This is a genomic window from Salegentibacter tibetensis, assembly GCF_020164485.1.
Classification (GTDB): Bacteria; Bacteroidota; Bacteroidia; order Flavobacteriales; family Flavobacteriaceae; genus Salegentibacter; species Salegentibacter tibetensis.
Window position 1 is genome coordinate 1 of sequence record NZ_JAIQZA010000014.1, and the last position, 25,528, is coordinate 25,528.

General features: G+C 38.0%; 27 protein-coding genes and 1 pseudogene. 5 read left to right on the forward strand and 23 right to left on the reverse strand.

Annotated elements, in window-relative coordinates; translation table 11 throughout:
* Positions 1 to 707: 707 nt before the first annotated feature.
* From LB467_RS08965 to mutY, 5 genes are all read right to left on the reverse strand, one after another.
* Entirely contained in the window at positions 708 to 1,613 is a 906-nt protein-coding gene (locus LB467_RS08965; protein ID WP_224473695.1) for a DMT family transporter, read from the reverse strand.
* A 160-nt stretch (positions 1,614 to 1,773) separates the two neighbouring features.
* Positions 1,774 to 2,337: a gliding motility lipoprotein GldD gene (gene gldD / locus LB467_RS08970; protein WP_224473696.1), complete on the reverse strand. Its 564-nt coding sequence runs from the start codon at positions 2,335 to 2,337 to the stop codon at positions 1,774 to 1,776.
* Between the two features lie 17 nt (positions 2,338 to 2,354).
* On the reverse strand, positions 2,355 to 3,677 hold the full coding sequence (locus LB467_RS08975; protein ID WP_224473697.1) for a gliding motility-associated protein GldE: 1,323 nt from the start codon (positions 3,675 to 3,677) through the stop codon (positions 2,355 to 2,357).
* 21 nt (positions 3,678 to 3,698) lie between these two features.
* Positions 3,699 to 4,169: a single-stranded DNA-binding protein gene (locus tag LB467_RS08980; protein ID WP_224473698.1), complete on the reverse strand. Its 471-nt coding sequence runs from the start codon at positions 4,167 to 4,169 to the stop codon at positions 3,699 to 3,701.
* 102 nt (positions 4,170 to 4,271) lie between these two features.
* Positions 4,272 to 5,327 (reverse strand): A/G-specific adenine glycosylase, encoded by a 1,056-nt coding sequence (gene mutY / locus LB467_RS08985; RefSeq protein WP_224473699.1) that lies wholly within the window; start codon positions 5,325 to 5,327, stop codon positions 4,272 to 4,274.
* A 126-nt stretch (positions 5,328 to 5,453) separates the two neighbouring features.
* Here mutY and LB467_RS08990 point away from each other — a divergent pair, with 126 nt between their 5' ends.
* The 3 genes from LB467_RS08990 to LB467_RS09000 all read left to right on the forward strand — a co-directional run bounded on the left by LB467_RS08990 (position 5,454) and on the right by LB467_RS09000 (position 8,205).
* A complete protein-coding gene (locus LB467_RS08990) occupies positions 5,454 to 5,762 on the forward strand; it encodes an HU family DNA-binding protein (protein ID WP_255351554.1) in 309 nt (102 codons plus the stop codon).
* Positions 5,763 to 6,059: 297 nt separating this feature from the next.
* Positions 6,060 to 7,598: an Rne/Rng family ribonuclease gene (locus tag LB467_RS08995; RefSeq protein WP_224473700.1), complete on the forward strand. Its 1,539-nt coding sequence runs from the start codon at positions 6,060 to 6,062 to the stop codon at positions 7,596 to 7,598.
* A 127-nt stretch (positions 7,599 to 7,725) separates the two neighbouring features.
* Positions 7,726 to 8,205: a regulatory protein RecX gene (locus LB467_RS09000; protein WP_394371777.1), complete on the forward strand. Its 480-nt coding sequence runs from the start codon at positions 7,726 to 7,728 to the stop codon at positions 8,203 to 8,205.
* Positions 8,206 to 8,366: 161 nt separating this feature from the next.
* On the opposite strand, the gene LB467_RS09005 is transcribed toward LB467_RS09000, so the two are convergent.
* From LB467_RS09005 to LB467_RS09080, 16 genes are all read right to left on the reverse strand, one after another.
* Positions 8,367 to 9,245, reverse strand: a complete 879-nt coding sequence (locus LB467_RS09005) for a cupin-like domain-containing protein (protein WP_224473702.1) — start codon at positions 9,243 to 9,245, stop codon at positions 8,367 to 8,369.
* Complete coding sequence (locus LB467_RS09010; RefSeq protein WP_224473703.1) at positions 9,245 to 10,114, reverse strand: cupin-like domain-containing protein; 870 nt, start codon at positions 10,112 to 10,114, stop codon at positions 9,245 to 9,247. Before LB467_RS09010 ends, LB467_RS09005 begins: the two co-directional genes overlap by 1 nt.
* An 11-nt stretch (positions 10,115 to 10,125) precedes the next feature.
* The gene (gene bioB / locus LB467_RS09015) at positions 10,126 to 11,217 is read right to left on the reverse strand and encodes a biotin synthase BioB (RefSeq protein WP_224473704.1); all 1,092 of its coding nucleotides are present in this window, start codon (positions 11,215 to 11,217) and stop codon (positions 10,126 to 10,128) included.
* 86 nt (positions 11,218 to 11,303) lie between these two features.
* Positions 11,304 to 12,461, reverse strand: coding sequence for a beta-ketoacyl synthase N-terminal-like domain-containing protein (locus LB467_RS09020; RefSeq protein ID WP_224473705.1), 1,158 nt, complete (start codon positions 12,459 to 12,461; stop codon positions 11,304 to 11,306).
* A 98-nt stretch (positions 12,462 to 12,559) separates the two neighbouring features.
* Positions 12,560 to 13,144, reverse strand: coding sequence for an SET domain-containing protein (locus LB467_RS09025; protein WP_224473706.1), 585 nt, complete (start codon positions 13,142 to 13,144; stop codon positions 12,560 to 12,562).
* 69 nt (positions 13,145 to 13,213) lie between these two features.
* Positions 13,214 to 14,479, reverse strand: coding sequence for an adenosylmethionine--8-amino-7-oxononanoate transaminase (bioA, locus tag LB467_RS09030; RefSeq protein WP_224473707.1), 1,266 nt, complete (start codon positions 14,477 to 14,479; stop codon positions 13,214 to 13,216).
* A 168-nt stretch (positions 14,480 to 14,647) separates the two neighbouring features.
* Positions 14,648 to 15,265 carry a dethiobiotin synthase gene (gene bioD / locus LB467_RS09035; RefSeq protein ID WP_224473708.1) on the reverse strand — a complete coding sequence of 206 codons (618 nt, stop codon included), beginning with the start codon at positions 15,263 to 15,265 and terminating at the stop codon, positions 14,648 to 14,650.
* A gap of 94 nt (positions 15,266 to 15,359) precedes the next feature.
* On the reverse strand, positions 15,360 to 15,773 hold the full coding sequence (locus LB467_RS09040) for a putative signal transducing protein (protein ID WP_224473709.1): 414 nt from the start codon (positions 15,771 to 15,773) through the stop codon (positions 15,360 to 15,362).
* Complete coding sequence (locus LB467_RS09045; RefSeq protein ID WP_224473710.1) at positions 15,770 to 16,918, reverse strand: aminotransferase class I/II-fold pyridoxal phosphate-dependent enzyme; 1,149 nt, start codon at positions 16,916 to 16,918, stop codon at positions 15,770 to 15,772. Before LB467_RS09045 ends, LB467_RS09040 begins: the two co-directional genes overlap by 4 nt.
* Positions 16,919 to 16,996: 78 nt before the next feature.
* Positions 16,997 to 17,404 carry a monovalent cation/H(+) antiporter subunit G gene (gene mnhG, locus LB467_RS09050; protein WP_224473711.1) on the reverse strand — a complete coding sequence of 136 codons (408 nt, stop codon included), beginning with the start codon at positions 17,402 to 17,404 and terminating at the stop codon, positions 16,997 to 16,999.
* Complete coding sequence (locus LB467_RS09055; protein ID WP_224473712.1) at positions 17,401 to 17,676, reverse strand: cation:proton antiporter; 276 nt, start codon at positions 17,674 to 17,676, stop codon at positions 17,401 to 17,403. Before LB467_RS09055 ends, mnhG begins: the two co-directional genes overlap by 4 nt.
* Positions 17,673 to 18,149 (reverse strand): Na+/H+ antiporter subunit E, encoded by a 477-nt coding sequence (locus LB467_RS09060; RefSeq protein ID WP_224473713.1) that lies wholly within the window; start codon positions 18,147 to 18,149, stop codon positions 17,673 to 17,675. Before LB467_RS09060 ends, LB467_RS09055 begins: the two co-directional genes overlap by 4 nt.
* Positions 18,149 to 19,669 (reverse strand): proton-conducting transporter transmembrane domain-containing protein, encoded by a 1,521-nt coding sequence (locus LB467_RS09065; RefSeq protein WP_224473714.1) that lies wholly within the window; start codon positions 19,667 to 19,669, stop codon positions 18,149 to 18,151. The genes LB467_RS09060 and LB467_RS09065 overlap by 1 nt, the downstream gene beginning before the upstream one ends.
* Complete coding sequence (locus LB467_RS09070; RefSeq protein ID WP_224473715.1) at positions 19,666 to 20,019, reverse strand: Na+/H+ antiporter subunit C; 354 nt, start codon at positions 20,017 to 20,019, stop codon at positions 19,666 to 19,668. The genes LB467_RS09065 and LB467_RS09070 overlap by 4 nt, the downstream gene beginning before the upstream one ends.
* A gap of 3 nt (positions 20,020 to 20,022) precedes the next feature.
* A complete protein-coding gene (locus tag LB467_RS09075) occupies positions 20,023 to 20,436 on the reverse strand; it encodes a Na+/H+ antiporter subunit B (RefSeq protein ID WP_224473716.1) in 414 nt (137 codons plus the stop codon).
* Positions 20,437 to 20,483: 47 nt separating this feature from the next.
* A complete protein-coding gene (locus tag LB467_RS09080) occupies positions 20,484 to 22,793 on the reverse strand; it encodes a putative monovalent cation/H+ antiporter subunit A (protein ID WP_224473717.1) in 2,310 nt (769 codons plus the stop codon).
* A 200-nt stretch (positions 22,794 to 22,993) separates the two neighbouring features.
* On the opposite strand from LB467_RS09080, the pseudogene LB467_RS09085 reads away from it, so the two are divergent.
* A pseudogene (locus LB467_RS09085) lies at positions 22,994 to 23,142 on the forward strand (helix-turn-helix domain-containing protein).
* Between the two features lie 20 nt (positions 23,143 to 23,162).
* Here the strand turns inward: LB467_RS09085 and LB467_RS09090 are convergent.
* Entirely contained in the window at positions 23,163 to 23,357 is a 195-nt protein-coding gene (locus LB467_RS09090) for a hypothetical protein (RefSeq protein ID WP_237690427.1), read from the reverse strand.
* Between the two features lie 218 nt (positions 23,358 to 23,575).
* Here LB467_RS09090 and LB467_RS09095 point away from each other — a divergent pair, with 218 nt between their 5' ends.
* On the forward strand, positions 23,576 to 25,105 hold the full coding sequence (locus LB467_RS09095) for a superoxide dismutase family protein (RefSeq protein WP_224473718.1): 1,530 nt from the start codon (positions 23,576 to 23,578) through the stop codon (positions 25,103 to 25,105).
* 77 nt (positions 25,106 to 25,182) lie between these two features.
* On the opposite strand, the gene LB467_RS09100 is transcribed toward LB467_RS09095, so the two are convergent.
* Positions 25,183 to 25,476 carry a F0F1 ATP synthase subunit epsilon gene (locus tag LB467_RS09100; protein ID WP_224473719.1) on the reverse strand — a complete coding sequence of 98 codons (294 nt, stop codon included), beginning with the start codon at positions 25,474 to 25,476 and terminating at the stop codon, positions 25,183 to 25,185.
* Between the last annotated feature and the right edge of the window lie 52 nt (positions 25,477 to 25,528).

Here is a 25,528-nt window from a genome sequence, read left to right on the forward strand (position 1 = left end):
TTCACCAATGATATGGCACTCTTAAAGCTGGTATACCTGACAACCCAAAGAATAGAAAAGAAATGGAACACTCCCCTGCAGAACTGGGGCTTGGTAGTTCAACAATTAGCCATTAAATTTGAAGGCCAACTGGAGTTGGATTTAGCAACCAATAAAACCAGCTAAAATTTTTCCTTCCGGGGGTACCCCCGGAAGGAAAGCCAGACAGAGTTGAGCTAACACTCCCGTTCTTTTATTTTAATACATCCAACTTGTTTATGAGAAATCAACCTAAAGTTTCCCTATTACCATATTATTTTAAAATTATCGCTTATGCGATCACGGGCTTGGCTATACTACTTACTTTGCTAAGCTTTAATGAACATTTAAACTTAGACCCGAACATATTCATTCCGCTTGGGAAATATATATTTCTCCTGGCCTTAGTATTCTTCTCCCTTTCAAAGGAGAAAAATGAAACAGCAGGTTATTTTCAGCTTAGGTTAAAATGCCTGCCATCAGCTATAATTTTCGCCAATGTATTCTTTCTTTTAGATTCAGTTTTGGAGTTATTCTACTCAGCGGAAAATCGTGAATTTATAACTGCCTTTGAAGTACTACTGATATTTCACATTTACTATCTGGCTTCTTTTTATTATTATAAAAACAAGTGAAGCAAGCTCAATTAGTGTAATAACCGCTTACCTTTTAAATCCTCACTGTTTAATTTAAGTAGCCTGTTTTCTAAATTTAGAAAACACTTTTTTAGATCGGTTTACGATAAACACCCCAATTAGAATAACAAAGGCTGAAAGCAATTGCCAGGCGCTAAAAACTTCCCCGTCTAAAATACCCCAACCTAAAGCCACCACTGGAATGGTATAGGTTACTGATGTAGTAAAAACCGGATCTGAGATTTGCACCAGTTTATTAAAGATGATCATCGCTACTCCGGTTCCTATCACTCCCAAAATAACAACATAACCTATAGATTGCTGAAGCACGATATTGGAAAGATCCTTTTCAAAAAATCCTGAAAAGAATAATATTACCAAGGTAGGAATTAATAAAACGGTGAAACTTCCGGCTGCAATCCCCAGCGGACTCATTCCACTCATGTGGGTCTTAAGTATATTCACATTCATGGCGTAACAGGAAGCCGCGATAATAACTAAAAACGAATAGAGATAATTCTGGTCTGGATTTATACTTGCCCCACTTAAAATAAGCCCTGCCGTACCCAATAAACCAATCACCACCCCAAGTATTTTATTCTGATTAAATGCCGCTTTAAAAAACATTGCGCCAAAAATAAGCGTCATTAAGGGTGTGGCTGCATTTAAAATGGAAGCTACAGCGCTGTCTATTTCGGTTTCAGCAAAAGAAAAGAGGTAAACAGGAAAGAAATTCCCCAAAAGCCCCACTAAAAGCATCCATTTCCAATGGCTTTTCTTAATCTTCATTATAGATTTAAACCCGATAAGAATTAGAAAAACCGCCGCAAAGATTATCCTGAAGGATCCAACTTCTACAGCCGTTAAACCTACAAGGCCTTTTTTAATAAGAATAAAGGAACTTCCCCAAACAATAGAAAGTATAACCAGGTAAACCCACTTTAATTTTTCTAAAGGCATATTTTCGCTTTTAAGCTGCAAAAATCGTTATTCCTTTAAAGCTGAAAAGAAAAGAAGGAATTATTTTTAAAATGATTTTTTCGATAAAATTTCCAATAGGTAAAATGGAACGAAATGCCATATTAAGCGCCGCCAAAAGTCGATAAAAGATGTGGTTTATTTAATTTTCCCAGCGGAAAGTTTCAATCATATGCTTCATATCTTTTTTGAGATAATCTGCAGCAGGAATAATAGAATCGTAATTCGGCCTTGTCCTAAAGTAAGCTGAAGCAGTCACAAAGTGCTTCACACTATCGGTAAGGTAAAATTGCGCCTGGGAAGCCGCATTTCCGGAAACTTCGTAAAACATGCCGTAAACGTCCTGAATATCATTGGTATAAACATCTCCTTCAATAGCATCAGCTTTTATGGTATGTTGCAAAGGGAGTTTCTGCGCATCAGCCAATAACGAATCCAGATTATTATCTATTTTCTGATAGGTGATAAAAATAGTCCCGTTTAGATCTTTATATTCCAGGTCCAGCCAACAGGGAATATTATTGCGTGAAGCTTTAACTTCGACCAGGGTATTCATTTCAAAATTATAAGCACAGTTGAAGTTGGTGGCTTCATATTTTGCTTCAGGATAATTAAGGGAAAGAAATGCACGAGGCTTGGGAGTTGTATCCTCTTCCCCACAGCTTATAAGCATTAAAACCATCAAAATCACCACGCATTTTTTCATACTAAATTTATCTTCATCTAAACCGGTGAGATATTCACTTTAATTTGTTTAAGACGTTTGTTGTCTAAAACTTCTACGGTAAAGCTATAATTCAAAAAATAGATCACATCGTTTTTCTTCGGGAAACCTCCTGAAATCTCCAAAAGAAATCCTGCCAGGGTATCGGCCTCGCCTTTCCGATCTTCAAAAGCAACCGGATCTTCAATTTTTACAATGCGATAGAAATCTTTTAGCGGGGTTTTTCCTTCAAAAACATAAGTACTATCATCCAATTTAGAGTAAACCAAATCTTCATCATCGAACTCGTCGCTAATATCACCTACAATTTCTTCAATTATATCTTCAAGTGAAATTAGCCCGCTAGTGCCACCATATTCATCTACCACAATTGCCAGATGATTCTTTTTGGTTTTGAAATCGTTCAGCAAATCGTCCAGCTTTTTATTTTCCGGAACAAAATAGGGCTCCCGCAATAAGCTGGTCCATTCAAAAGAATTTTCATCTATATATGGCAACAGATCTTTAACGTATAAAATACCTATTACATTATCTATGTTTTCCCGGTAAACCGGGATCCTGGAATAACCCCTGTCTATAATTTCAGGAATTATTTCTTTATATGTCTGACTTTCATTTAAGGCAAAAATATCCATTCTTGGGCGCATCACCTGCTTGGTATCGGTATTTCCAAAAGACACAATTCCCTGGAGAATTTTTTGCTCTTCCTGCGTGGTATCCTCCTCACTGGTAAGTTCCAAAGCTTGCGACAATTGATCTATGCTTATAAAAGATCGCTGCTTTCCAAGACGACTGTGCATAAAGATGGTCACCGCTCGCATTGGTCCGCTTAAAGGTGTAAAAATTGTATCGAGGAAATTTAAGGGCCGCGCCATAAAATTTGAAAACAACACGTTGTTCCGGCTGGCGTAAACTTTAGGCAGGATTTCACCAAAAAGCAGGATAATAAAAGTTATCACCCCAACCTCAATAAGGAATTTGAAATTAATGCCGTAAATAACCGTATTCATCTCGCCAAAAAGCCTATCGGCAAGGCTATCGAATAATAATACGATCGCTATGTTAATAAAATTATTCGCGACCAGAATAGTAGCTAGCAACTTTTTGGGCTTATCTAATAAATTGACCACAATTTGTTGCGCTTTACCGCGCTTCCCGTCTTCGGTAATAACATCGGCGGGAGTTAATGAAAAAAAAGCAACTTCAGCCCCAGAAATTAAAGCTGAACAAATTAAAAGCAGCAATAAAACTAAGTAGCTTAATAGCTGCGTAAAATCAAAAGCGGCCCAAAACAAAAATAAACTGGGAGGTTCTGAATCCAAATGAAGGTGTTTTAATTAAACTTAAAAAGGCAAATCGTCTTCCTCTTCTTCTTTTGCCATAGATTGATTGGCAAAATTATCATTTTTAGGCGTGTTATGCTGATTTTGAGCAGGGGAATTTTGCTGCTGCATATTTCCGCCGCCTTCACTCTCACCTTTTGGAGTTAAAAATGTAAACTCTGTACATTGAATTTCGGTAGTGTAACGGTCATTTCCCTGATCGTCCTGCCATTTACGGGTTTTAATCCTACCTTCTATAAAAACTTTATCGCCTTTCTTAAGGTACTTTTCGCAAATTTCGGCTGCTTTATTACGCACCACAATGTTGTGCCATTCAGTATTGGTAACACGCTCGTTGGTGGTGCGATTAGTATAAGATTCGTTGGTAGCCAACGGAAACCGCCCAATAGCGCCACCACCTTCAAAATAATGCATTTTCACGTCGTCTCCCGTATGCCCGATAAGCATTACTTTGTTTAATGTACCTGTCATCTCGATTAATTATTTTCCGCCAAAAAGGCTATTTATTTACACCCTAAAATACTGAAAAATTTATTGCTAAGTAAAGCTAAATTCCAGAAAACTTTAAACAATTTATAAGGAATAGGTTTCCAGTGCGGTTTCTTCAAGGAAATTAGCGATTAAAACCGGTACCGGATAATCTTTTACATTCTTTACGGGAATTCCCTCTTTCCCAATTTTTTCAGCTTTAACCCACCAAAAATGAGTGTAGATATGCTGATGAGAAAGTTTATGTACCACGGGTTTTTTATTGTGAAGTTGTAACGAAAGCTCCTGCTCGCCAAGAATTTCGTTTATTTTTTCTTCGGAAGGAAAAGCGCCTTCCCTTACCGGTTTTTTGGTTTCTATTAAAGGAAATTCATATAAACCATTCCAAATCCCCTTTCCCGTTCTTTGCTGAAGAAGGGTTTTATTTTCTTCAGAATAAACCACTAAATAATTAAAGTAGCGTTTCTTCACTTTCGCTTTCTTCATTTTTACAGGTAATCTCTGAATTTTATTCTTCTGTAAAGCCAAACAACCTGAACTTAAAGGACAACTTTCACAAAGCGGATTTCGCGGTTTGCATTGTAATGCTCCAAACTCCATTAAAGACTGGTTAAAACTGGAAGGATATTTTTCGTCTAACAATTCAGAAGCCAGGGCTTTAAATTCTTTGATCCCAGCCGTTGAATTTATAGGTGTTTCAACATCAAAAAAACGAGCCAAAACCCTGTAAACATTACCGTCTACCACCGCAACCGGTTCATCATAACAAATTGAAGCAATAGCAGCAGCGGTATAATCGCCTACACCTTTAAGTTTTTTAAGTTCTATATAAGATTTAGGAAAAACACCATTCAATTCTTCAGCCACGTATTTAGCGCTTTCATGCAGGTTTCTGGCACGAGAATAATAACCCAAACCCTGCCATAGTTTTAGCACTTTTTCCTGTGGTGCTTCAGCAAGATCAAAAACAGTAGGGAAAGCGGTTGTAAATCGTTGATAATAGGGCAAACCCTGCTCTATTCTGGTTTGCTGAAGCATAATTTCACTCAGCCAAATATGATAAGGATCACTGGTTTTACGCCAGGGTAATTCGCGCTTATTTTTTAAATACCAATCAATCAACACTTTAGAAAACACCATACACAAAATAGACTTGGTGCAATATTAAAAGTTTATTCCGTTATTATTTAATGAATTAGGCTTGAAATATTGTAGATTTAATTCTTATATTTGCGCCCTTGAAAAATATAGAAACCCCAATTTATAATATTAAATAGTACGAAAATGACGAAAGCAGATATTGTAGCAAACATTTCAGAAAAATTAGGAATGGAAAAAGGTGATGTCCAGGCTACTATTGAAACCTTCATGGATGAGGTTAAAACTTCATTAGAAAGTGGAGACAACGTATATTTAAGAGGGTTTGGAAGCTTTGTTGTAAAAACAAGAGCCGAAAAAACCGGAAGAAATATCTCTAAAAACACAACTATTAAAATTCCAGCACACAACATCCCGGCTTTTAAACCAGCCAAGATCTTTGTTGAAGGAGTTAAAACTAACGTAGAAGTTAAGTAATTAGAAACCGTAAAAAAGTTTCTTTAGAAAATAATTTATTAATTTAAAAGTAACACTATGCCAAGTGGTAAAAAAAGAAAAAGACATAAGGTAGCTACGCACAAGCGTAAAAAAAGAAACAGAGCTAACCGCCACAAGAAAAAGTAGTTTTCATACTACTTTTTTTATTTAAAACGTTCATTGAAATTGAAACCCTGCTTATTACCTAAAAGTATTAGGGTTTCTTCAGGATTAAAAAACCTGTGATAAAATAATGTTTAATCCATCCCGATGCAATCGGGACAAAAATCTAATAGAGTGGACAAAGAATTAATTATCCGGTCCGGAACCTCTGCTGTAGATTTTGCCTTACAAAAAGATGGAAAACTTATTGAACTCAACAAGGAAGAAGACAGTAACAAATTTAATGTTGGTGATATTTTTATCGCCAAAATTAGAAAAGCTGTACCCGGGTTAAATGCCGCATTTGTAAATGTTGGTTATGAGAAAGATGGTTTTTTACACTATCACGATCTCGGCCCCCAGGTTTCTTCAATGCTTAAGTTCATAAAACGTGTAAGCACAGGTAAATTAAAAGATTATTCTTTAAAGAATTTTACATTCGAAAAGGATATTGACAAAGACGGAGTTATTACAGATGTCTTAAAGTCAAATCAGTCGCTATTGGTTCAGGTTGTAAAAGAACCTATTTCTACCAAAGGCCCGAGAATAAGCTCAGAGCTTTCTATCGCGGGTCGTTATATTGTACTGGTACCTTTTTCCAATCGTATTTCAGTTTCACAAAAAATTGAAAGCAAAGAAGAAAAAGACCGGTTAAAAAGATTGGTAAAAAGCATTAAACCCAAAGGTTTTGGGATTATTGTAAGAACCGTAGCAGAAGGCAAAAAAGTAGCAGAACTGGATAGAGATCTTCAAAATTTGATGGATCGCTGGACAGGAATGTGCAAAAAAATGTATAAGCCACATCATCCCTCTAAAGTACTTGGAGAATTAAACAGGGCATCGTCCCTGTTAAGAGACATTTTTAATGACTCTTTCACTTCTATTACTGTAGACGACGAGACGCTTTATACACAAATTAAAGACTATGTGGGCGAAATCGCCCCGAGTAAAGAATCGATTGTTAAGTTATATCAATCTAATGTTCCAATTTTTGAAAAATACGGTATCGAAAGACAAATAAAAACTTCATTTGGGCGCACCGTCTCTATGAGCAAAGGCGCCTACCTAGTAATAGAACACACAGAAGCTATGCACGTTATAGATGTGAATAGTGGTAATCGTTCTAACAAATCCAGAAACCAGGAAGATACTGCATTAGAGGTGAATATGATTAGCGCCACAGAAATAGCCCGGCAATTAAGATTGCGTGATATGGGCGGCATAATCGTGGTAGACTTCATAGACATGGGTAAAGCCGAAAACCGGAAAACCCTGTTTGATCACCTTAGAAACGAAATGAGTGACGACCGCGCAAAACATAAGATTTTGCCACCGAGTAAATTCGGGTTGATACAAATTACAAGACAACGCGTAAGGCCGGAAATGAATATTAAAACCCGTGAGGACAACCCTAACGGAACTGGTGAGATTGAAGCACCAATACTTTTAATAAACAAAATGAAAACCGACCTGGAAAAGCTCATTAAGAAAGATCACAAAAAGATTACTTTGAGTGCGCACCCATTTATTGCAGCCTTTTTAACAAAAGGCTTTCCATCTCCCCGCTCACAATGGTTTTTAGACCATAAGCGCTGGGTTAAAATTTTACCAAGAGACGCTTACACGTACATGGAATATCATTTTCACGATAAAGAAGGAAATGAAATCCTTTAAAATCAACGCCTTTCGTTAATTCGGAAGGCGTTTTTTTATGCCTTTTACTCAAATCTCAATCTTGCTTACCCACCGATTAATCCCTACTTTTAAAGCTATTTTTGAACCCTGAAATCTTCAATGTTAAATTTTGAAAGAAACGCAAAAATCTTATACTGTTAAACAAGCCACCATCAAACTGATGCAGTTCTGCGCTTATCGCGACCGTTCCCATAAAGAAGTTGAAGAAAAATTAAGGGAGATGAATATGATCCCGGCCGCACAGGAGCAAATCATTATGCAGCTGATGCAGGAAGATTTTTTGAATGAAGAACGATTCGCAAGAAGTTTTGTTAGGGGGAAATTCAGAATAAAAAAATGGGGGAAAATAAAGATCAAACAGGAATTGAAGTTCAGGGAAATTTCTGCCCCAATAATTGAAATAGCACTTACCGAAATAGATCAGCAAAAATATATCGCCACCCTATACGAACTAGCCGAAAAGAAACTCAGGCTCCTCAAAGAACCCGATAATTTTAAAAAGAAGCGCAAATTAGCCGATTTCCTGCTTCGAAAGGGATACGAGAGTAGTTTGGTGTATGAGGTGACAAACGAGTTATTAGAGTAGGTCAGGTAGATTATTCGAACGCCTTTAGAGACGTCATCGCGAGCGAAGAAATGGAGCGCAGCGATTTATTCTATTAATGAAAGCTATTAAAATAAAATAATAAGAAAAGATTGCTGCGTCGGTTATCACCTCCTCAATGACGAAATCAGGAATTTTTTTGATTAAACCTTATTCCTTTTATGTGTTCGTCTAACAGCCTCTTCATTTTTATAATCTATCCACTTCTGGCCTTTTAGTTTCCGCATATAATTATCAAAATTACGCATCACCACCAGGTTATACACCGCTTTAGAAAAATTGGTGAGTGTTCTTGGTGTTGCCCTTAAACTCATAGAAAAACCGGGCGTTAGGTAAGTCATTTGATGCCAGTAACCTTCCGGCATATATAAAGCTTCGCCGTGGTTTAATTCAGCTACATAACCTTTGGCCTTTTTCAGCACAGGAAACTTTTCAAAGTCAGGATTATTAAAATCTATATCCTGCCGGGAAATCAATGCGTGAGGAACTTTATAAAGATATTTTGTTTCAGAAGGCGGGTAAATTATACAGCGTTTTTTTCCGTGGAAATGAAAATGCAGGATATTGGCAAAATCAATGTCGTAGTGCATAAACACTTTAGAATTCTCACCCCCAAAAAACAAAGTTGGCAGCTGCTTGAGAAAGCGAATTCCAAGATCCGGAAATTTAAAGTCTTTTTGTAAAACCGGCACTTCCTTTAATAAATGATAAAGAAAAATACGGTAATTGGTAGGTTTAGATTTCAGCAGATCTATATAATCTGCCATCTTCATCTCCGTGTGTGGTTCGTTAAATTTTAATTTTGAATTAATGGGGCGATCATCATAAAGCGGCACCACTTTATCTCCGGCAACCTCCTTAATATAATCTAAGTCCCATTTTTGAGTAGCTGGCCAATCATCTACCAGATGCTCCAGCACCACAGGTTTTTGCGGCCGTACATAATTTTCCAAAAATTCCTTTTTAGAAATATTCTTCAGCCTTGGTACAGGTTCTAAATGTAAGCTTTCTCCGTTCTCCATTATTCAATTCCAGCACTTCTGTGCGTGTTTTCAATCGCTTTTCTATTCTTGTAATCTATCCAATCCTGCCCCTTAATCTTACGCATTAAATTGTCATAATTTCGGGTAATAATCAAATTCTTAAGCACCTCGGCAATGCGTCCCGGTTTTTGAGGCAAAGATCTCAAGGTCATTGATAAACTGGCGGTCTCATATTTTATAAAATGCCACCATTTACTCGGAATATAAAGTGCCTCACCGTGTTTTAGCCGGGCTTGAAAACCCTTAGCTTTAGCTAGCACCGGATACTTTTCAAAATCTGGATCGTCCATATTTATTATCTCCATACTTACAATGGAATGTGGCACATGATACAAAAATTTTGTTTCTGAAGGAGGGTAAAGAATTACTCTTTTTTCGCCAACAAAATTAAAATGAAAATTATTGGCGAGATCCATATCATAATGCATTACAACACTACTCCCCTCACCACCTACAAACAACACAGGTAACTTTTTAAAGAATTTTACACCTAAATCGGGATACTGAAAATCATCAACTAATTCAGGGCAGTTCTGCAGTAGGTTAAAGAAAAACATTCTGAGATCTGTAGGGCCTTTTTCGAGGATATCTATGTATTCCCGCATAGGAATTTTCTTTGCGGGACCGTGGGAACTTTGCCTTCCTTTTGCCGGTTTCCCGTCATAAAGTGGCACTATAACATCCCCGGCTTTTTCCCTGAAATAATCGAAATCCCATTTTTTAGTCGCCGGCCAGTCGGCAGAAAGCTCTTCAAAAACAACCGGTTTTTCGGGAATAAAATAGTCTTTCAAAAAATCTTCCTTTGAAAGTGTTTTAACCCGCGGTATGTCTTGCAGATTCAGTCTCAATATTTTGATTTTTATGTCTTGGCTTTCGACTTCTGCTGAGCCTCTAAATTACGTTCAATCTTATGCCCTGGCCTGGACCATTTGGGTTTTTCGCCTAAGTTCTGGTATTTAGATTCCTCGGCTGAAACACTCTCAGGTTGCTCTTTTTTCTCAAAAGCTTTTTGAGGATTCAAGCCTAAAGATTTAAACAATTCCATATCCTCACTTACATCGGGATTAGGAGTCGTTAGTAATTTATCTCCGGCAAAGATTGAATTTGCTCCGGCAAAGAAGCACATTGCCTGTCCTTCCCTGCTCATTTGCGTTCTTCCGGCAGAAAGTCTTACCTGGGTTTCCGGCATTACAATTCTGGCAGTTGCCACCATTCTTACCATTTCCCAGATAGAAACAGGCTCCTGCTCTTCCATTGGTGTTCCTTCAACAGGAACTAAAGCGTTGATTGGCACAGATTCCGGCTGCGGACTTAAAGTAGACAAAGCAACCAGCATTCCTGCCCGGTCGTCTGTACTTTCTCCCATTCCTATAATTCCGCCGCTACAAACCGTTACATTAGTTTTTCTAACGTTCGCAATAGTATCTAATCTATCCTGGTAACCACGGGTAGAAATCACTTCTTTATAATATTCTTCTGAAGAATCTAGATTATGGTTATAGGCATACAAACCGGCTTCCGCAAGTCGTTGTGCCTGGTTTTCGGTAATCATCCCAAGGGTACAACAAACTTCCATATCCAGTTTATTTATGGTTCTCACCATTTCCAAAACCGAATCGAATTCTTGTCCGTCTTTTACATTTCTCCAGGCCGCACCCATACAAACACGTGAACTTCCCGATGCTTTTGCGCGCAAGGCCTGGGCTTTCACCTGGTTTACACTCATAAGATCGTTGCCTTCCACATCGGTATGATATCGTGCTGCCTGCGGGCAATACCCGCAATCTTCGGGGCAACCGCCGGTTTTTATAGAAAGTAAAGTTGAAACCTGTACCGTGTTAGGATCGTGATGTTCCCGGTGCACAGTGGCTGCTTCGTAAAGCAGTTCCATTAAAGGTTTGTTATATATTTCGAGGATTTCTTCTTTTGTCCAGTTATGTCTTGTAGCCATAAAAATAAATTTGAATTCAAAAATAAATAAAACTGCGCTTTAATAGGCCTTCAGCACAGAAAGTTTTCAAAGCTTTGTTAAAAGACTTATTTCTTGCTTATTAATATCGTGACAGCGTTGCCACCAAAGCCTACGGCATTCACTAAAATATTCTCCAGTCTTGCCGGAGCTTCACTAATCTCTGAAAAAGGAACTTCTATAAATTCCTGATGTTGCAGCATTAACACAGCCAGCTCTAAATTTAATATCCCTGAAGCAGCAAATGTATGCCCGAGCTTCCATTTGTTGCTCGTCATCGCCGGTGTGTTTTCACCAAAAACAGCTTTTATAGCATTAACTTCTGATAGGTCACCTTTTAAAGTTCCCGGTGCGTGCATAACGACAGCATCAATTTCTGACAGCTCTTTATCACCTATTGCCATTTTCATGGCTTTTTGTAGTGATTCCCCTTTTTCTGAAATGGAAACGCTGTGTTTTAAAGCTTCAGTAGCGTAGCCAATCCCCGAAATTCTAGCGATTGCTTCTTCTGAATTTTTATTCTGAAGTGCCAAAACCCCCGAAGCTTCTCCCAGGATCATAGAATTTTGCTTTTTTTCCATATCCAAAGCGCGACACGGAAAATCGAGATCTTCTGAAGCATAGATTTTCATCGCTTTCATTTGGGCAATAGTAAATGGGGTTAGTGCGGCTTCGCTTCCACCCGCCAGAAATTTTTCGGTAAAACCGGCCTGCATCCAGGCAATCGCGTTTACAACGGCGTGCAACCCGGTTGAACAGGTTACGCTGTGGGAGAATTCAGGACCTACAGTTTGAAGGTCTTGTGAAACCCAGGAAGAAATATTCCCTAAAGTGGTTGACGGAGAAGCCTGAGTTGCCGCTTTCCCGGTTTCTATAAATTCTTTGTAATACTTTTCAAATAAGCCTGTGGCGCCACGCGAACTACCAATATTGATTCCAATATTTTTCTCGTTTTTCCAACCCGCATCTTTAATAGCCTTTCTTGCTGAAAAAATTGCAAATAAAACCGAATCATCTAATTTTCTGTAATTAGAGTTCTCATTTCGAATGGCTTCAATAGGATTTCGCACTTCTTTTGGTAAAAAAGCCGCAAAAGTTTCCGTTTCACTAAATAGATGTTTGGTAATAAAGTGTCTCGGATTTTTATAATTGTTCCATATCTCTGTCGGGGATTGTCCCAGGGCAGAGATAGAACCAAGTGAACAAATAAAAACCGGTGATTTCAAAAGCGATTAATTTTTCAGCAAAAATACGGTCTGTAATATCAATCACTAAATATTCAGCTAAAAAATATTGATTGAAATTGAACAAGATTTCAGGAAGTTTAACGCTGATAGTATAGATTCAAAATAGAATCCATTTCTTTCTCTCCTAAAAGAATCTTTTGCAGTTCTAACTGAATTCCTTCTGAAACAAGTTCTATAAGTGGCTGATAGACTTTTTCGACTTTTCGAATAGAATTTTGCAAAATCCCGTCCCATTCCTGGTGATAATTAACTAAATCGTCGGGATAAACCTTTGTCCTGGAAGTGTTTTCCTTGTAAGGTTCAAAAGCTTCGTCGAGGTTAAGGTATCCATAATCATCAGTTAGCTCTTCGCCAACTTCAATATCCCTTACTGCAATCTCAAAACCATAGGCTGTAGAGAAGCAATTGGAATTAAAACTATGATTTACATATTTCGCCAAATCCCAGCAAAGCACCAAATCGCCAAAACGATTGCGAAAGGCATATTTTTCCAGCATTTGTAAACTTGTAGGATGAAGTTTTTCAATTTGGGAAGTATAAAAAACGTGATCTAAATCGTCCTGAACCCAGGTAATTGTGCCCTCAGGGATATTTTTGGTAGCCACCACGCCGTAACCCACTTGTTCACTTATAAAGCGCAACTCGGTATCTGGATGCATCATAATCGCAAAATTTTAATTCTAATGTAACCAATTAAAGCTTTGCTTTTAAGGCTCTTAAAAATTTTATTCCTAAAATTTATTCAGCAGGTCTTCAATAACAGTATAGATTTTATCCAATTCAGATTGGGATATAGTAAAAGGCGCGAGAATATAAATAGTATTACCAAGCGGTCTTAGAAAAATACCATTATCCATAAAATATTTAAAAAGCTGATTTCTAAGATTGCCGTAGCGCTCCATTCTTACGTTTAAGTCAAAAGCATAGATCACGCCCAGCTGTCTACGATTGGTGACTTTTGGATGATCTTTAATTTTTTCGTCAAAAGCCCGGTGCGATTTAATTACCGACTTTATTTTCTGCTGAATATCTTCGGAAACCAGTAATTCTATTCCGGCAATTGCCGCAACACAGGCCGGTGGGTTCGCAGAGTAAGTATGACCGTGAAACAATCCTTTTGAGATATCTTCGTCATAAAAAGCATCATAAATTTTTTGCGAACAGGTAGTCAATCCCATTGGCAGCAAGCCGGCAGTCAGGGCTTTGGAAAGACACATCACATCCGGTTTAATATCCATATAATCTGAAGCGAAATATTTCCCGGTTTTGCCGAAGCCGGTCATCACTTCATCGGCCACACATACAATATCATTTTCCTGGCAAATTTTAAGAATTTCGTTCAATCCGGCAGCATCGTGCATTTTCATTGCAGCAGCACCCTGCACTAATGGTTCGTAAATAAAACCGGCGATATTATTTTCTGAAATAAGGGTTTTTAAGTGCGAAATAACTTCTGAATTATTCTCCCCAAGTGGCACCGGAATTCTCACAACCTCTATAAAATGTTCTTCAAAAGCACCATTATAAACCGAAAGTCCGGAAACCGACATTGCGCCAAAGGTATCCCCGTGAAAACCTTCTTCAAAAGCCAGCATCACGTTCCGATTATTGCCCTGGTTATGGTGATACTGCAAAGCCATTTTTATTCCGATTTCGGTAGCCGTGGAACCATTGTCATTAAAAAACAATTTCTGCTGGTTTCCCGGCAGAATCTTTATCAGTTCTTCTGAGAGTTTTACCGCGGGTTCGTGGGTAAAACCGCTAAAAACCACCTGATCCAGGTTTTGCATTTGAGCGGCGACTTTCCCGGTAATAAACTCATTGCAATGACCGTACATAGCCGTGTACCAGGAGGCAATGCCGTCTATATATTCACTGCCATCTTCAGCGTAGAGAATGCTTCCTTTTGCTTTTACGATAGGTAAAGCTTCAGGGGACATTTTATGTTGGGTTAGCGGGTGCCAAAGGTGTTTTTGGTCGCGGGTGGTTAGATTCATTGTTTGTGTTATGAGGCTTTAAGCGTCATTGCGATCCCGATTAATATCGGGAGAAGCAATCTGCCAATTGGTGAAATTCGAGGTAGAGATTACTTCACTCCGTTCGTAATGACGTTAATATTTTATGCTTTAAAACCTCACAGGTTTTGAAAACCTGTGAGGTTTATTCTATTTCAATTTTTCTTTAAAAATTTCAGCGTATTCTTTGACAACGTTTTGATCAAAATAAGGCTCCTGTTCTATTCTTCCAAGAATGGGAACTCCGCTCATTTTTTCAATTATTGTTTCGGTAGATTTATTCTCTTCGCCGGAAAAAATTATTCCGAAACAATTCAATCCGCGGGCTTTTAATGCTTCAATAGTTAGCAATGTATGATTAATACTTCCTAAATAATGACGGGAAACCAGGATTATCCGGTCTTCCGGCTGTATTAAATCAGCTATGGTCTCTTTATCGCTAATGGGAACCAGTAAACCTCCGGCCCCTTCAATCACAAGATTGTTCTTCGTCTTAGGAGGTTTTATTTTTTTTGAAGTGATCTTTACACCATCAATTTCGGCAGCGGCGTGCGGGCTCATTGGTGTTTTAAGTGCAAAGCTGTTTTTATGAAAAACGGTTTTCTTATTGGAAACCAATCTTTCCACTTTATGGCTATCAGAATTATCCAGATCGCCAGCCTGAATAGGCTTCCAGTAATCGGCTTCCAGTGCTTCGGTTAGAATTGCTGAAACGATGGTTTTTCCAACTTCAGTTCCGATTCCGGTTACAAAATAAGTATGCTCCATTTTTTATAAATTCAACCCCATATTGGGAATTCTTCACAGGTTTAAAGTAATCTTCCTGGAATATTGCCATTTTTTTGCGTCAACATCCTGCTGGTCATTTTAAAATAAATTTCTCTTCACAATTTTCGCAATGATAATCGTATTTATAATGAATTGGCAGAGCGAAGGTGAGAAATGAAAATAGAAAAGCAAAGAAAGAACGCAAATCTTTAATATGAGTGTAAACTTTTACGCGACTACTACTGCAGCTGGGACACTCCACTCTATTCCCCTCATCATCCAGGGAATAATTATGAATTTCGTTTAAAATTGCCCGGGCCTGCTCTTCATCATCTGCACGAACATTAAGTTTTATACCGCCAATTGCCTGACTTACCAATGGATCTGTATCAATAAGTACCTGATCTGCCAGAAATACCTCGATACCCTCAGATTGTAATTTCCCTTTTACAATTTGAGCTTCAGAAGAATACTGAAACCTGGCAACATTTACAAAAGTGTTTTTCATGCCATTAATTTAGCGAGTTTTTTTAAAACCTCGCTGATTTCATTTTCTGAATTGAAAGAATGCAGGCAAAATCTTAATCGTTCGCTTCCTTTTGAAACAGTTGGAGAAAGAATTGGTTTCACCTCAAAACCCCCTTTTCTCAAACTTTCTGCTACGTTTTTAACCTTTTCGTTACCGGGAATAATACAACTTTGAATCGCTGAATTACTATCTATAAAATCTCTTTGCAACCTGTTTTTCGTAATCTCATTCTTAAAAATCTGGATGTTATTCTTTAATTGCTCAATTTCACGAATTCCGATTTTAAATTCCCGATAAACTGCTAAAATTGTAGCTACGGAATGTGGAGGTAAAGCGGTGGTATAAATAAGGCTCCGGGAAAAATTTACCAGGTAGTCTTTTAAACTTTTAGCTCCTAAAATTACCGCACCATGGCAGCCGGGCGCTTTTCCGAAGGTGTTTAGGCGGGCAAAAACTTTATTTTGCATCTCCAATTCCTGAACCAGGCCTTCTCCTTTTTCTCCGAAAATTCCGGTAGCGTGGGCTTCATCCACGATTAAAAAAGCGTCAAATTCTTCTGAAATTCCAGCCAACTCTTTTAACGGAGCCATATCGCCATCCATAGAAAAAACAGATTCGGTTACGATATAGACTTCGCTATTTTCAGGATTTAAAAGTTTTTTCAGTTTAATTTTAAGATCTTCAGCATTGTTATGATTAAACTTATAAGCTTTTGCGTTACTCATAGAAATCCCATCCCGTATTGAGGCGTGGACGAGTTCATCATAGAAAATGAGATCCCCGCGTTTAGGAACTGAAGCGAAAAAACCAATATTGGCATCGTAACCCGAATTAAAAATAAGAGCGGCTTCGGTTTGATGAAATTCAGCAAGAAAATTTTCGGCTAAATCATAAAGTTTATGATTTCCGGAAAGCAACCTGGAACCGGTGGAGCCATTCTGCAAAAGATTATTTTCTATTAGAATTTGATGGGTTTGCTGATAGATCTTTTTAGAAGAAGCCAACCCAAGGTAATCGTTGGACGAAAAATCTATAAGCGAAGAAGCTTTTTTTAAGCTTCGGAAAGCCTTCTCCTGCTTTCGCTTCTCTAAATTTTGGGCTAATTTTGAAGGTAGGCCTTGCATAAAATTACAACTTTAAGCAGCTAAAATTAAAGAAGAAAATAAAGGAAAAAGTATCAATAAAAATAATGAAGGGCAAGCTTACTTTACAATATCGTCTTCATCCTTTGAATGATCAGGGCTATCACCATCACCTGAATCACTTTTTAAAACATGCGTATTTTTCTGATATTTCCCTTCAAGATCATCTATTAGCGAACCTTTCCACATTTTAACACCCATAAAATACGCTGCTCTTCCAATTAAATGCGCACTTACCGGGGCGGTTAGAAAGACAAAAAGAATAATTACCAGCGACCTGGATGTGGTTGAAAGATCATTAAAAAAAACGGCTGTCCCAACTAAAATAAGACCTACTCCCAGCGTAGCAGCTTTGGTATTTACCGAAATTCTCAAGTAAGTATCGGGCATTCTTACAAGTCCGATTGCAGAAAGCAATACGAACAAGGTTCCTAAAGTGACTAAAATTACAATTATTATTGAACTCATTTCTTTCTATTTCGTTTTTCAAGGTAGTATGAAAAAGCTACCGTACTTAAAAAGGCAATTAAGGCAAGGATCATGGCTGTATCTAAAAAGGTAGACACTCCATTGATAATACTGTATACTCCAATAATACCAATTCCGGTAGTTATTAACACGTCTAGTGCAATGATCTTATCCGCAATACTGGGTCCCTTCAAAAAACGGTAAAAAATCAGCAATACCGACAAGGCCAAAATTGGCAAAATAATATAATATAAATAGTCTATTAGCGTCATGTCAAAATTTCCATAATACGTTTCTCAAATCCGTTTTTAATACCATCTATAAATTTCTCCCTATCGGTTACATACATGGAATGCACATATAGCACTTTTTTATCGTTAGAAACATCCAGGCTAAGTGTTCCCGGGGTAAGCGAGATCATATTTGCTAGGAAAGTAATCCCAAGGTCACTTTGTATGGTTAATGGTACTTTTATAATCCCAGGTTTCATCGTAAAATTTGGTGTGACCACTTCGTATGCTACCTGAAGATTGGCCTTAAAAAGTTCCCACAAAAAGAAAAATACAAATGCTATAATTTTTGGGATAATGGTAAAATACCGAGATTCACTATCGCCCCTGGTTATTATCCATAAAATGAAGAAATTCAGCACAAACCCAAAAATATAGTTTTGGACACTAAAATCTCCCGTAAGGGCTACCCATACGAAGGTGAGTAATAAGTTAGATACAAACCTGGTCTTCATTATTTGGTTATTTGTGGGTTAAGCACCGCATCTATATACTGCTGATTATCCATTAATTCTGATGCAATCCTTGTTGAAAGCGTTTGGATATGTTCTGCACCAAAACCTATGTACAGTGACACCAGACTTAAGAAAACGATAGGCACTATTATCTGAACCTTCTTTATGTTTTTGATCTTGTGATAATACCTAAACTTAGGCCTTTCCGGAATTTCGGTGGCATCTTTCCAGAAAACTTCGGCCCAAAGCTTTGCGATTACCACCAAGGTAATAAAACTTGCAAATATAATAGCGGCAAGGCTCCAATAACTTTCAGAATCAAAACTGGCGGTAATCAGTGATATTTTTGGCCAAAAACCTGATAAAGGCGGAATCCCAACTAATGAAAACAATGGGATAAACATCAACAAGCTTAACATAGGATAATTAGCATAAAAACCACCCAAAGCCCGCATACTGTTAGAACCTTTAATGCGGTATACAAGACCGCTAATCATAAATAAATTGGTTTTCACCACAATATCGTGCACCAAATAGAAAATAGTACCCGCAATAGCTACTTCGGTAAACATTCCCAAACCAATAATCATATAACCAATATGGCAAATAATTAAATATGAAAATACTTTTCTAATATTATTCTGAACCAGCGCCCCTAAAGCCCCACTAAAGAGCGTGAAAATGGCCAGCACCAGCAAAATTTGATCAAGGAAAACATCGCCAACAAAAATTAAAGTAAACACCCTAATTAAGGCGTAAACTCCAACCTTGGTAAGCAAACCACCAAAAATGGCTGATACAGCTGAAGGAGGAGTATGATAAGAAGCCGGTAACCAGAAATACAATGGAAAAATAGCCGATTTAATCCCGAAGCCAATTAGAAATAGAATAGCGGTGATTTCCACCAAAGCCCTGTTTTCTACTGCGGCAACTTTATTAGCAAGATCAGCCATATTCAGGCTTCCGGTTAAACCGTAAAGCACGGCAATTGCCGTTAGAAAGATCATAGACGCGAGGAAATTCAGCGTAAAATATTTTACAGCACCTTCTAATTGGGCCTTTTCCCCCCCAATGGTAATTAATACAAATGAGCTTATGATGATAATCTCAAACCAAACATAAAGGTTAAAGATATCCCCGGTTAAAAAGGCCCCTGTAAGTCCCAAAAGTAAAAAATGAAAAATGGGAAAATACCCAAACCTTAGTCTATCACCAATTACGGAACCTGAGGAAAATATAGAAACTGCCAAACCTGCTATAGAGGTTAACAAGACCATAGTCATCGCAAAAGTATCAGCAACAAAAGTTATCCCGAAAGGAGCTTCCCAACTCCCGGCCTGTACTGTTTGAGTTCCGTTATTCCATACATAAGCAAAAACACCAATACTCACCGCAAGGTGCACAATGCTTCCTAACATACTAATTACACGCTGTATATTGATCTTCCTCCAAAAGAACATGAGAAGGATAGCCAATAGCATTTGCAGCAGTAAAGGATAGAATATTAATTGTTGTGTCATGAATCTTCGTCTGTTGCGTTCATTTCGTCCAGATCATCGGTTTTTACAACTTTATGCGCCCTTTTTACAAGGATAATGGCAAAAGATTGTAAACCGAAACTAATAACGATAGCGGTTAGTATTAATGCCTGCGGAACAGGATCTGCATAAGCTTCTAAAAAAACCTTGGAGTCTTCAGGTATAATTGGTGGCGCCCCTTTGGTGATTCTTCCGAGAAGAAAGATTAAAAGATTGGCGCCATTACCTAATAGGATGATCCCAATAATGAGTTTTACTAAACTTCTACGCAGCATCATATAAATACCCGCGGCATACAGAACCCCTATAATTATCGCTAAAAGAATTTCCATAAATTAAGCTGATTCTGAAATTGTAAATATTATTGTTAAGGTAACACCAACTACCACCAGGTAAACCCCTATATCAAAAAATAAGGCCGAACCTACATTACCGATAACCGGAAAAGGATCTGGAAACCAAAGCCCGGTCATAAAAGGATCGTCTAAGCCAAGTACGGGTGCCAGACCGCTTAAAAAAGCCAGGCCTAAACCTATTGGCATCAAAAACCCGGGGTGAAATCTTAATAATCCTTTTGTATTATCCAGGCCGTTGGCAAAAGCATGCAATACAAATGCGATTGCAGCTATAAGTCCGCCCACAAAACCACCCCCGGGCAAATAATGCCCCCGCAATAGTATAAAAACAGAGAACACTAATAACACCGGTAATAGGTAATTAGAAGCTGTTTTTAAGATTAAGGTTTTCATCTATATATATTTTTTTAATGCCCCATTAATGGGCTTTTGTCATCTTTTTACTGAGATCTATCGGTACTTTTCAACCTCAGTTTTAATAATCCAAACACTCCAATAGCAGCGATAGTCAATACAGCAATCTCCATAAGTGTATCTGTACCCCTGAAATCTACCAGGATTACATTTACAACATTCTTTCCGTGAGCCAGGATGTAAGCATTTTTAGCATAGAAATCACCAACATCACTATTGGTTGGTTCGGCAAGTACTTGCAGTGCCAGCAAACATACTACTGTACCTAAAGCCAGGGATAATATTCCATCCCTAATCCTCATTTTATAATCTGACAGTGTAAGGTATTTTGGCAAACGATAAAGCACCAGTACAAACAGGATCACGGTTAAGGTATCTATAGAGAACTGCGTCATCGCCAAATCTGGAGCACTGTAAAAAACAAAAATCAAACAGATTGCTAAACCTACCACCCCCATTGCGGCTACAGCAGCGAGCCTGGATTTCGTGAAAACAGTGTAGAAAACCCCGGCAATTAATATTACTACCACCGCAACTTCGTAAGTTGTAACTTCAGAAAGTTGATTATGGTCTATAATCACTCCTGAATTGCCAGCCATAATATAACCTACCAGCGCCACCAGGAATAAAACAATAGTGGTTATGTAATTTCGTAAATATCCATTTTGAAAAACATTGGTCCAGAATGCGGAAAATACACCAAAATAATGCGTTCCCTTTTTCAGGATGTTTTCGGGAGAAATAAATTCCAGCTTCCCTACCCCTTTTTCAAGTTTTGCTGAAGGTTTCAGGAAGAAATATAACAGGATCCCAACTGCGATGGTAATTCCACTTAGTAATAAAACAGTATTAAAACCATGCCATAAAGCCAGGTGAATTTCTGCAGCATCTGCACCTAAAGCTGAAACCACCGGTTTTACCAGTGCCGATTCAATAAGCATTGGGAATATTCCGAATAGAATTCCTAAAACAGCAAGGATAACTGCGGGTGCCCACATTAAAAATCCGGGGGCTTTAGTGTCTTTATGAGCTTCAGGCAATTTACCAACGAATGGTTTTATTCCGGCTACAAAACCAGCCCAAAGCAATAGTATTTTAGTTAATACGATCGCAATCACGATAATTATCGTGAAATTTTTAGCGTGTGTACTGGCTTCGTAAGTAAGTTCTTTCCCGAGGAAACCTACAGATGGCGGGATACCACCACTGGAGATCGCTGCCAGAATACCGGCTATGGCTACCGGCATCATGATTTTTCGCAATCCGCCCAATTTTGTAACATCCCTGGATCCGGTTTGATGATCTATAATTCCTGTGACCAGGAATAAAGTTGCTTTATAAAGTGCGTGAACAATTATGAAAATCGCTGCCGCAAGAAAAGCAGCTTTAGTTCCCAGACCGATTAAGAACACTAAAATCCCAAGCGCTGAAATGGTAGAATAAGCCAAAATTCCTTTAAGATCGGTCCTAAAAAGAGCGTGTATCGCAGAGTAAACCATAGTGATTCCTCCCACAATTATTAATGTTGTATTCCAGAATTCCTGATCTCCCAAAACCGGCGTAAAACGCATTAGCAGATAAATCCCTGCTTTTACCATCGTGGCCGAGTGTAAATATGTTGAAACCGGAGTTGGCGCCTTCATCGCGCCAGGTAACCAGAAATGAAATGGAAATTGGGCCGATTTAGTGAATGCCGCTACAAAAATAAAGACTACTGCTAGAATGTAATATTCACTTCCGGCAATGGCTTCTTTCATAGAAAGCATTTCAGAAATGCTGTAAGTTCCGCTTATACTTCCCAACAATAAAGCTCCTGCTAAAAGGGAAAATCCACCAAACCCCGTAATCCCCAAGGCGGTTAAAGCCGATTTTCGCGAGGCAGGGTTAGTATTATTAAAACCGATTAAGAAAAATGAACTTATACTGGTTAATTCCCAAAAAACGAAGAGCGAGATAAGGTTATCTGAAAGGACTAAACCAAGCATCGCAGCCATAAAAAGACTAAGATATCCGTAGAAACGATCTAAATATTTGTGGCCTTTTAAATATGATGCAGTATATGCAAATACCAGAAATCCAATTCCGGTGATCATTAATGAAAAAAGTAAGGAGAGTCCGTCTAATTTAAAACTAAGATCCACTCCAAATGCCGGGACCCATTGGTAGGTTTTATGGATTATTTCCCCGGAACTTATCTGCGGAATAAAACTCGAAAAATAAGCAAAAAGTCCAGCTGGAATAAGTGCTGAGAGAATAGCCAATTTTCCCCTGAAGAACTTTCCTGTAAACACCAGGAATAATGCGAATAAAAAACCTAAAAGTATTGCTGCTAGCATATATTTTCTCTCAAAAAGTCCGTTCCCCGCAAATATAAGAGATATTATTTAAGTTTTACAGCCAAAGAGGTGTTTAACCTTTTGAAGGATTCTGTTTTAAAAGCTTCTTATTTTTAATCATTATAAAAAGCCTGTTTCTTAGCAAACTTCTTAAAATACTGCAAATAATTCTAAAAGAACGCGACAGGAAAAGAACCGAACTGGCTGATAAAACAGGAATTACACACGGCCAAGCTTTCCATATTAAAAACCGGGAAGGGCAAAAGCAATTAGGTTTTCTACTCTAGAGGCTATTTGCGAAGCTTTAGGCTGCCAGCCGGGAGATATTCTGGAATACACCAAATACTAAAAAATTGAATTTCCTGAAAATTAATCGGCCAGAATAATGGCTTTATTGTCTTTCATTTCTAGCACACCACCTTTTATGTGGTAAAACAAGACTTTGTCGCCTTCTTTTCTCAATTCAGCAGGAAGATCTCTTATAACATCTTTGCTTCCATGGGCACAATTGACCTTAACTTCCCCTTCGGTTAAATTAGAAACAATTGGTGCGTAATTGTTCAACCTCTGGATTTCACCATCGGTTTCCTGTACTTTTCACAAGTAGAATTAATAAGTTCCCTTCCAGATACTGCAAACCATAATAAATTGGGTATTCTTCTTAAACTGAATATAACGGGGGGTTTCCCCTAGTTATAATATTACACAACAACCTTAAATTTAAGCTGCATTTTAAGAAGGGTTAACACCCTTTAATTTATTAACCATTTAAAATTTAAATTATGAGAAGTTTCAAACTTAGCCTTGCGTATTTCGCAATGCTTGCTTTAATTTTTACATCCTGTAGTAAGGATGAAGTTTCAAAAGAAAGTTCCCCTGACCAGGACATGGCAATTTTAACATTCGGGGCTTTGCTCACTGACTTGGAGACCAATCGTTCTTCAAAAGCCCATTTAGACTTTTTAGGAGATGTTCCTGAGTGTTCAGAGTTAACAACCACAGCGGCCTACGTAGAAATTATATTATCGCAGGACGGCGAGAATGTAGTAGGTGATGACGGGGATGCCTATCGTATAGATTTGGTGGATGGTGAAATGTTTACAGAATACGATTCTCAGCTCGAATTAGTACCTGGTGAATATTCACTTGATTATTTTTCTGTATTTTCTTCCGATGGAACTAGAATATGGCTTGCTCCCATGACATCTGAAGATAATGGAAATGACAATCTTGCCGGTTTTGTAGAAAACCCGCTTCCTTTAAATATAAGTTTAGGTGCAGGAGTCAAAAAATATGTAGAGGTAGATGTATTGTGCTATGATGATCGTTTAGTTAACCTTTATGGGTATCTATTTTTCGAATTAGATGAAACAAGAGCTATAGAATTTTGCATTTTCGGTAACTATTGTGACGAAAGTGGTAGACACTATCCTGCAGAATATAGTGTTAGTGTATGGAATTATGAAAATGGGGAAATGGGAGAACAATGGTACTCCGACGTTTATAATGTGGTAGATATGAATAATGACGGAGATTATGCAGGAAGCCCCCTTTGCTTTGCTTTACCAGATACAGAGGGTGAAGATGAATATTATTTTGAGATCACCTTGCGTAATTCCGACGCTTATGGCGACGTGGAAGAAGAAGTAATTCGATCTGGAATAATTACCGATGGGGATGTAAGAGCATTAAATGATCAAGATGGAAATAATCAAACTACAGATTACTACCACTTTATGGAAGGTAACTGTGGTGACATAGGAGATTCTCCAGATTTATTTGACGATGATATGGAAACTGTTGATTACCGTGTTAACCTTTCAGAACTTAATGGTTCAGGCGTAAGCGGAACAGCTTACCTTAGTTTAAACGGTGATGATTTGACCATAAAAATTCAGGCAAGTGGTTTGGAACCTAATATGCTACATCCCCAGCACATTCATGGACTTGAGAGCAATGAAAATGGTACCTGCCCGCCTTCCGATCCCGGATCAGAAGCTTTTATGGCTGCCGATACAGATAACAACGGGTTTCTTAGTGTAGAAGAAGGGGCTCCTTTTTATGGACCTATACTACTTGAAATTTATGTTCCTATAGATGATTACCCAGTTGCCGATGAAAACGGGGATATTGATTTTGAACGCACCTTCACTTTAGGAGAGTTGGAGTTTGAGGAAGAAGGAGAAGTAATTTCTTTATCTAATCTTGAACCTCTTGAGAACAGGACAATAGTACTTCATGGATTGACAGTTGATGGAGAATACGACGCATCCCTGCCTGTTGCTTGTGGGCAAATAGAACATATGGATTAGTATATCTTTAAATCATTTAAATGAAAAAGCCGAAAGACACTTGTCTTTCGGCTTTTATTTATTTTTGAGGGTAAAACTTAATCAGCAAGTATTATGGCTTTATTATCTTTCATTTCCAACACACCACCTTGTATGGTATAATAAAGAACATTGCTATTTGCAGAGTCTTTTCTAAAATCTTTAGAAAGTTCATCGTCCAGTTCTTTATTAGAGGCAGCAAGCTGAATTTTAACTTCACCTTCAACCAATGTAGAAACTATAGGCGCGTGATTGTTCAGCATTTGAAATTCCCCATCGTGACCGGGAACTTTTACTGCATCTACATCAGCTTTAAAAACTACAGCTTCAGGAGTTACTATTTCTAAGTACATATATTTTAGTTTACAGTTTGCATTTCAGTTTGCAGTATTATCGAGTAATAGA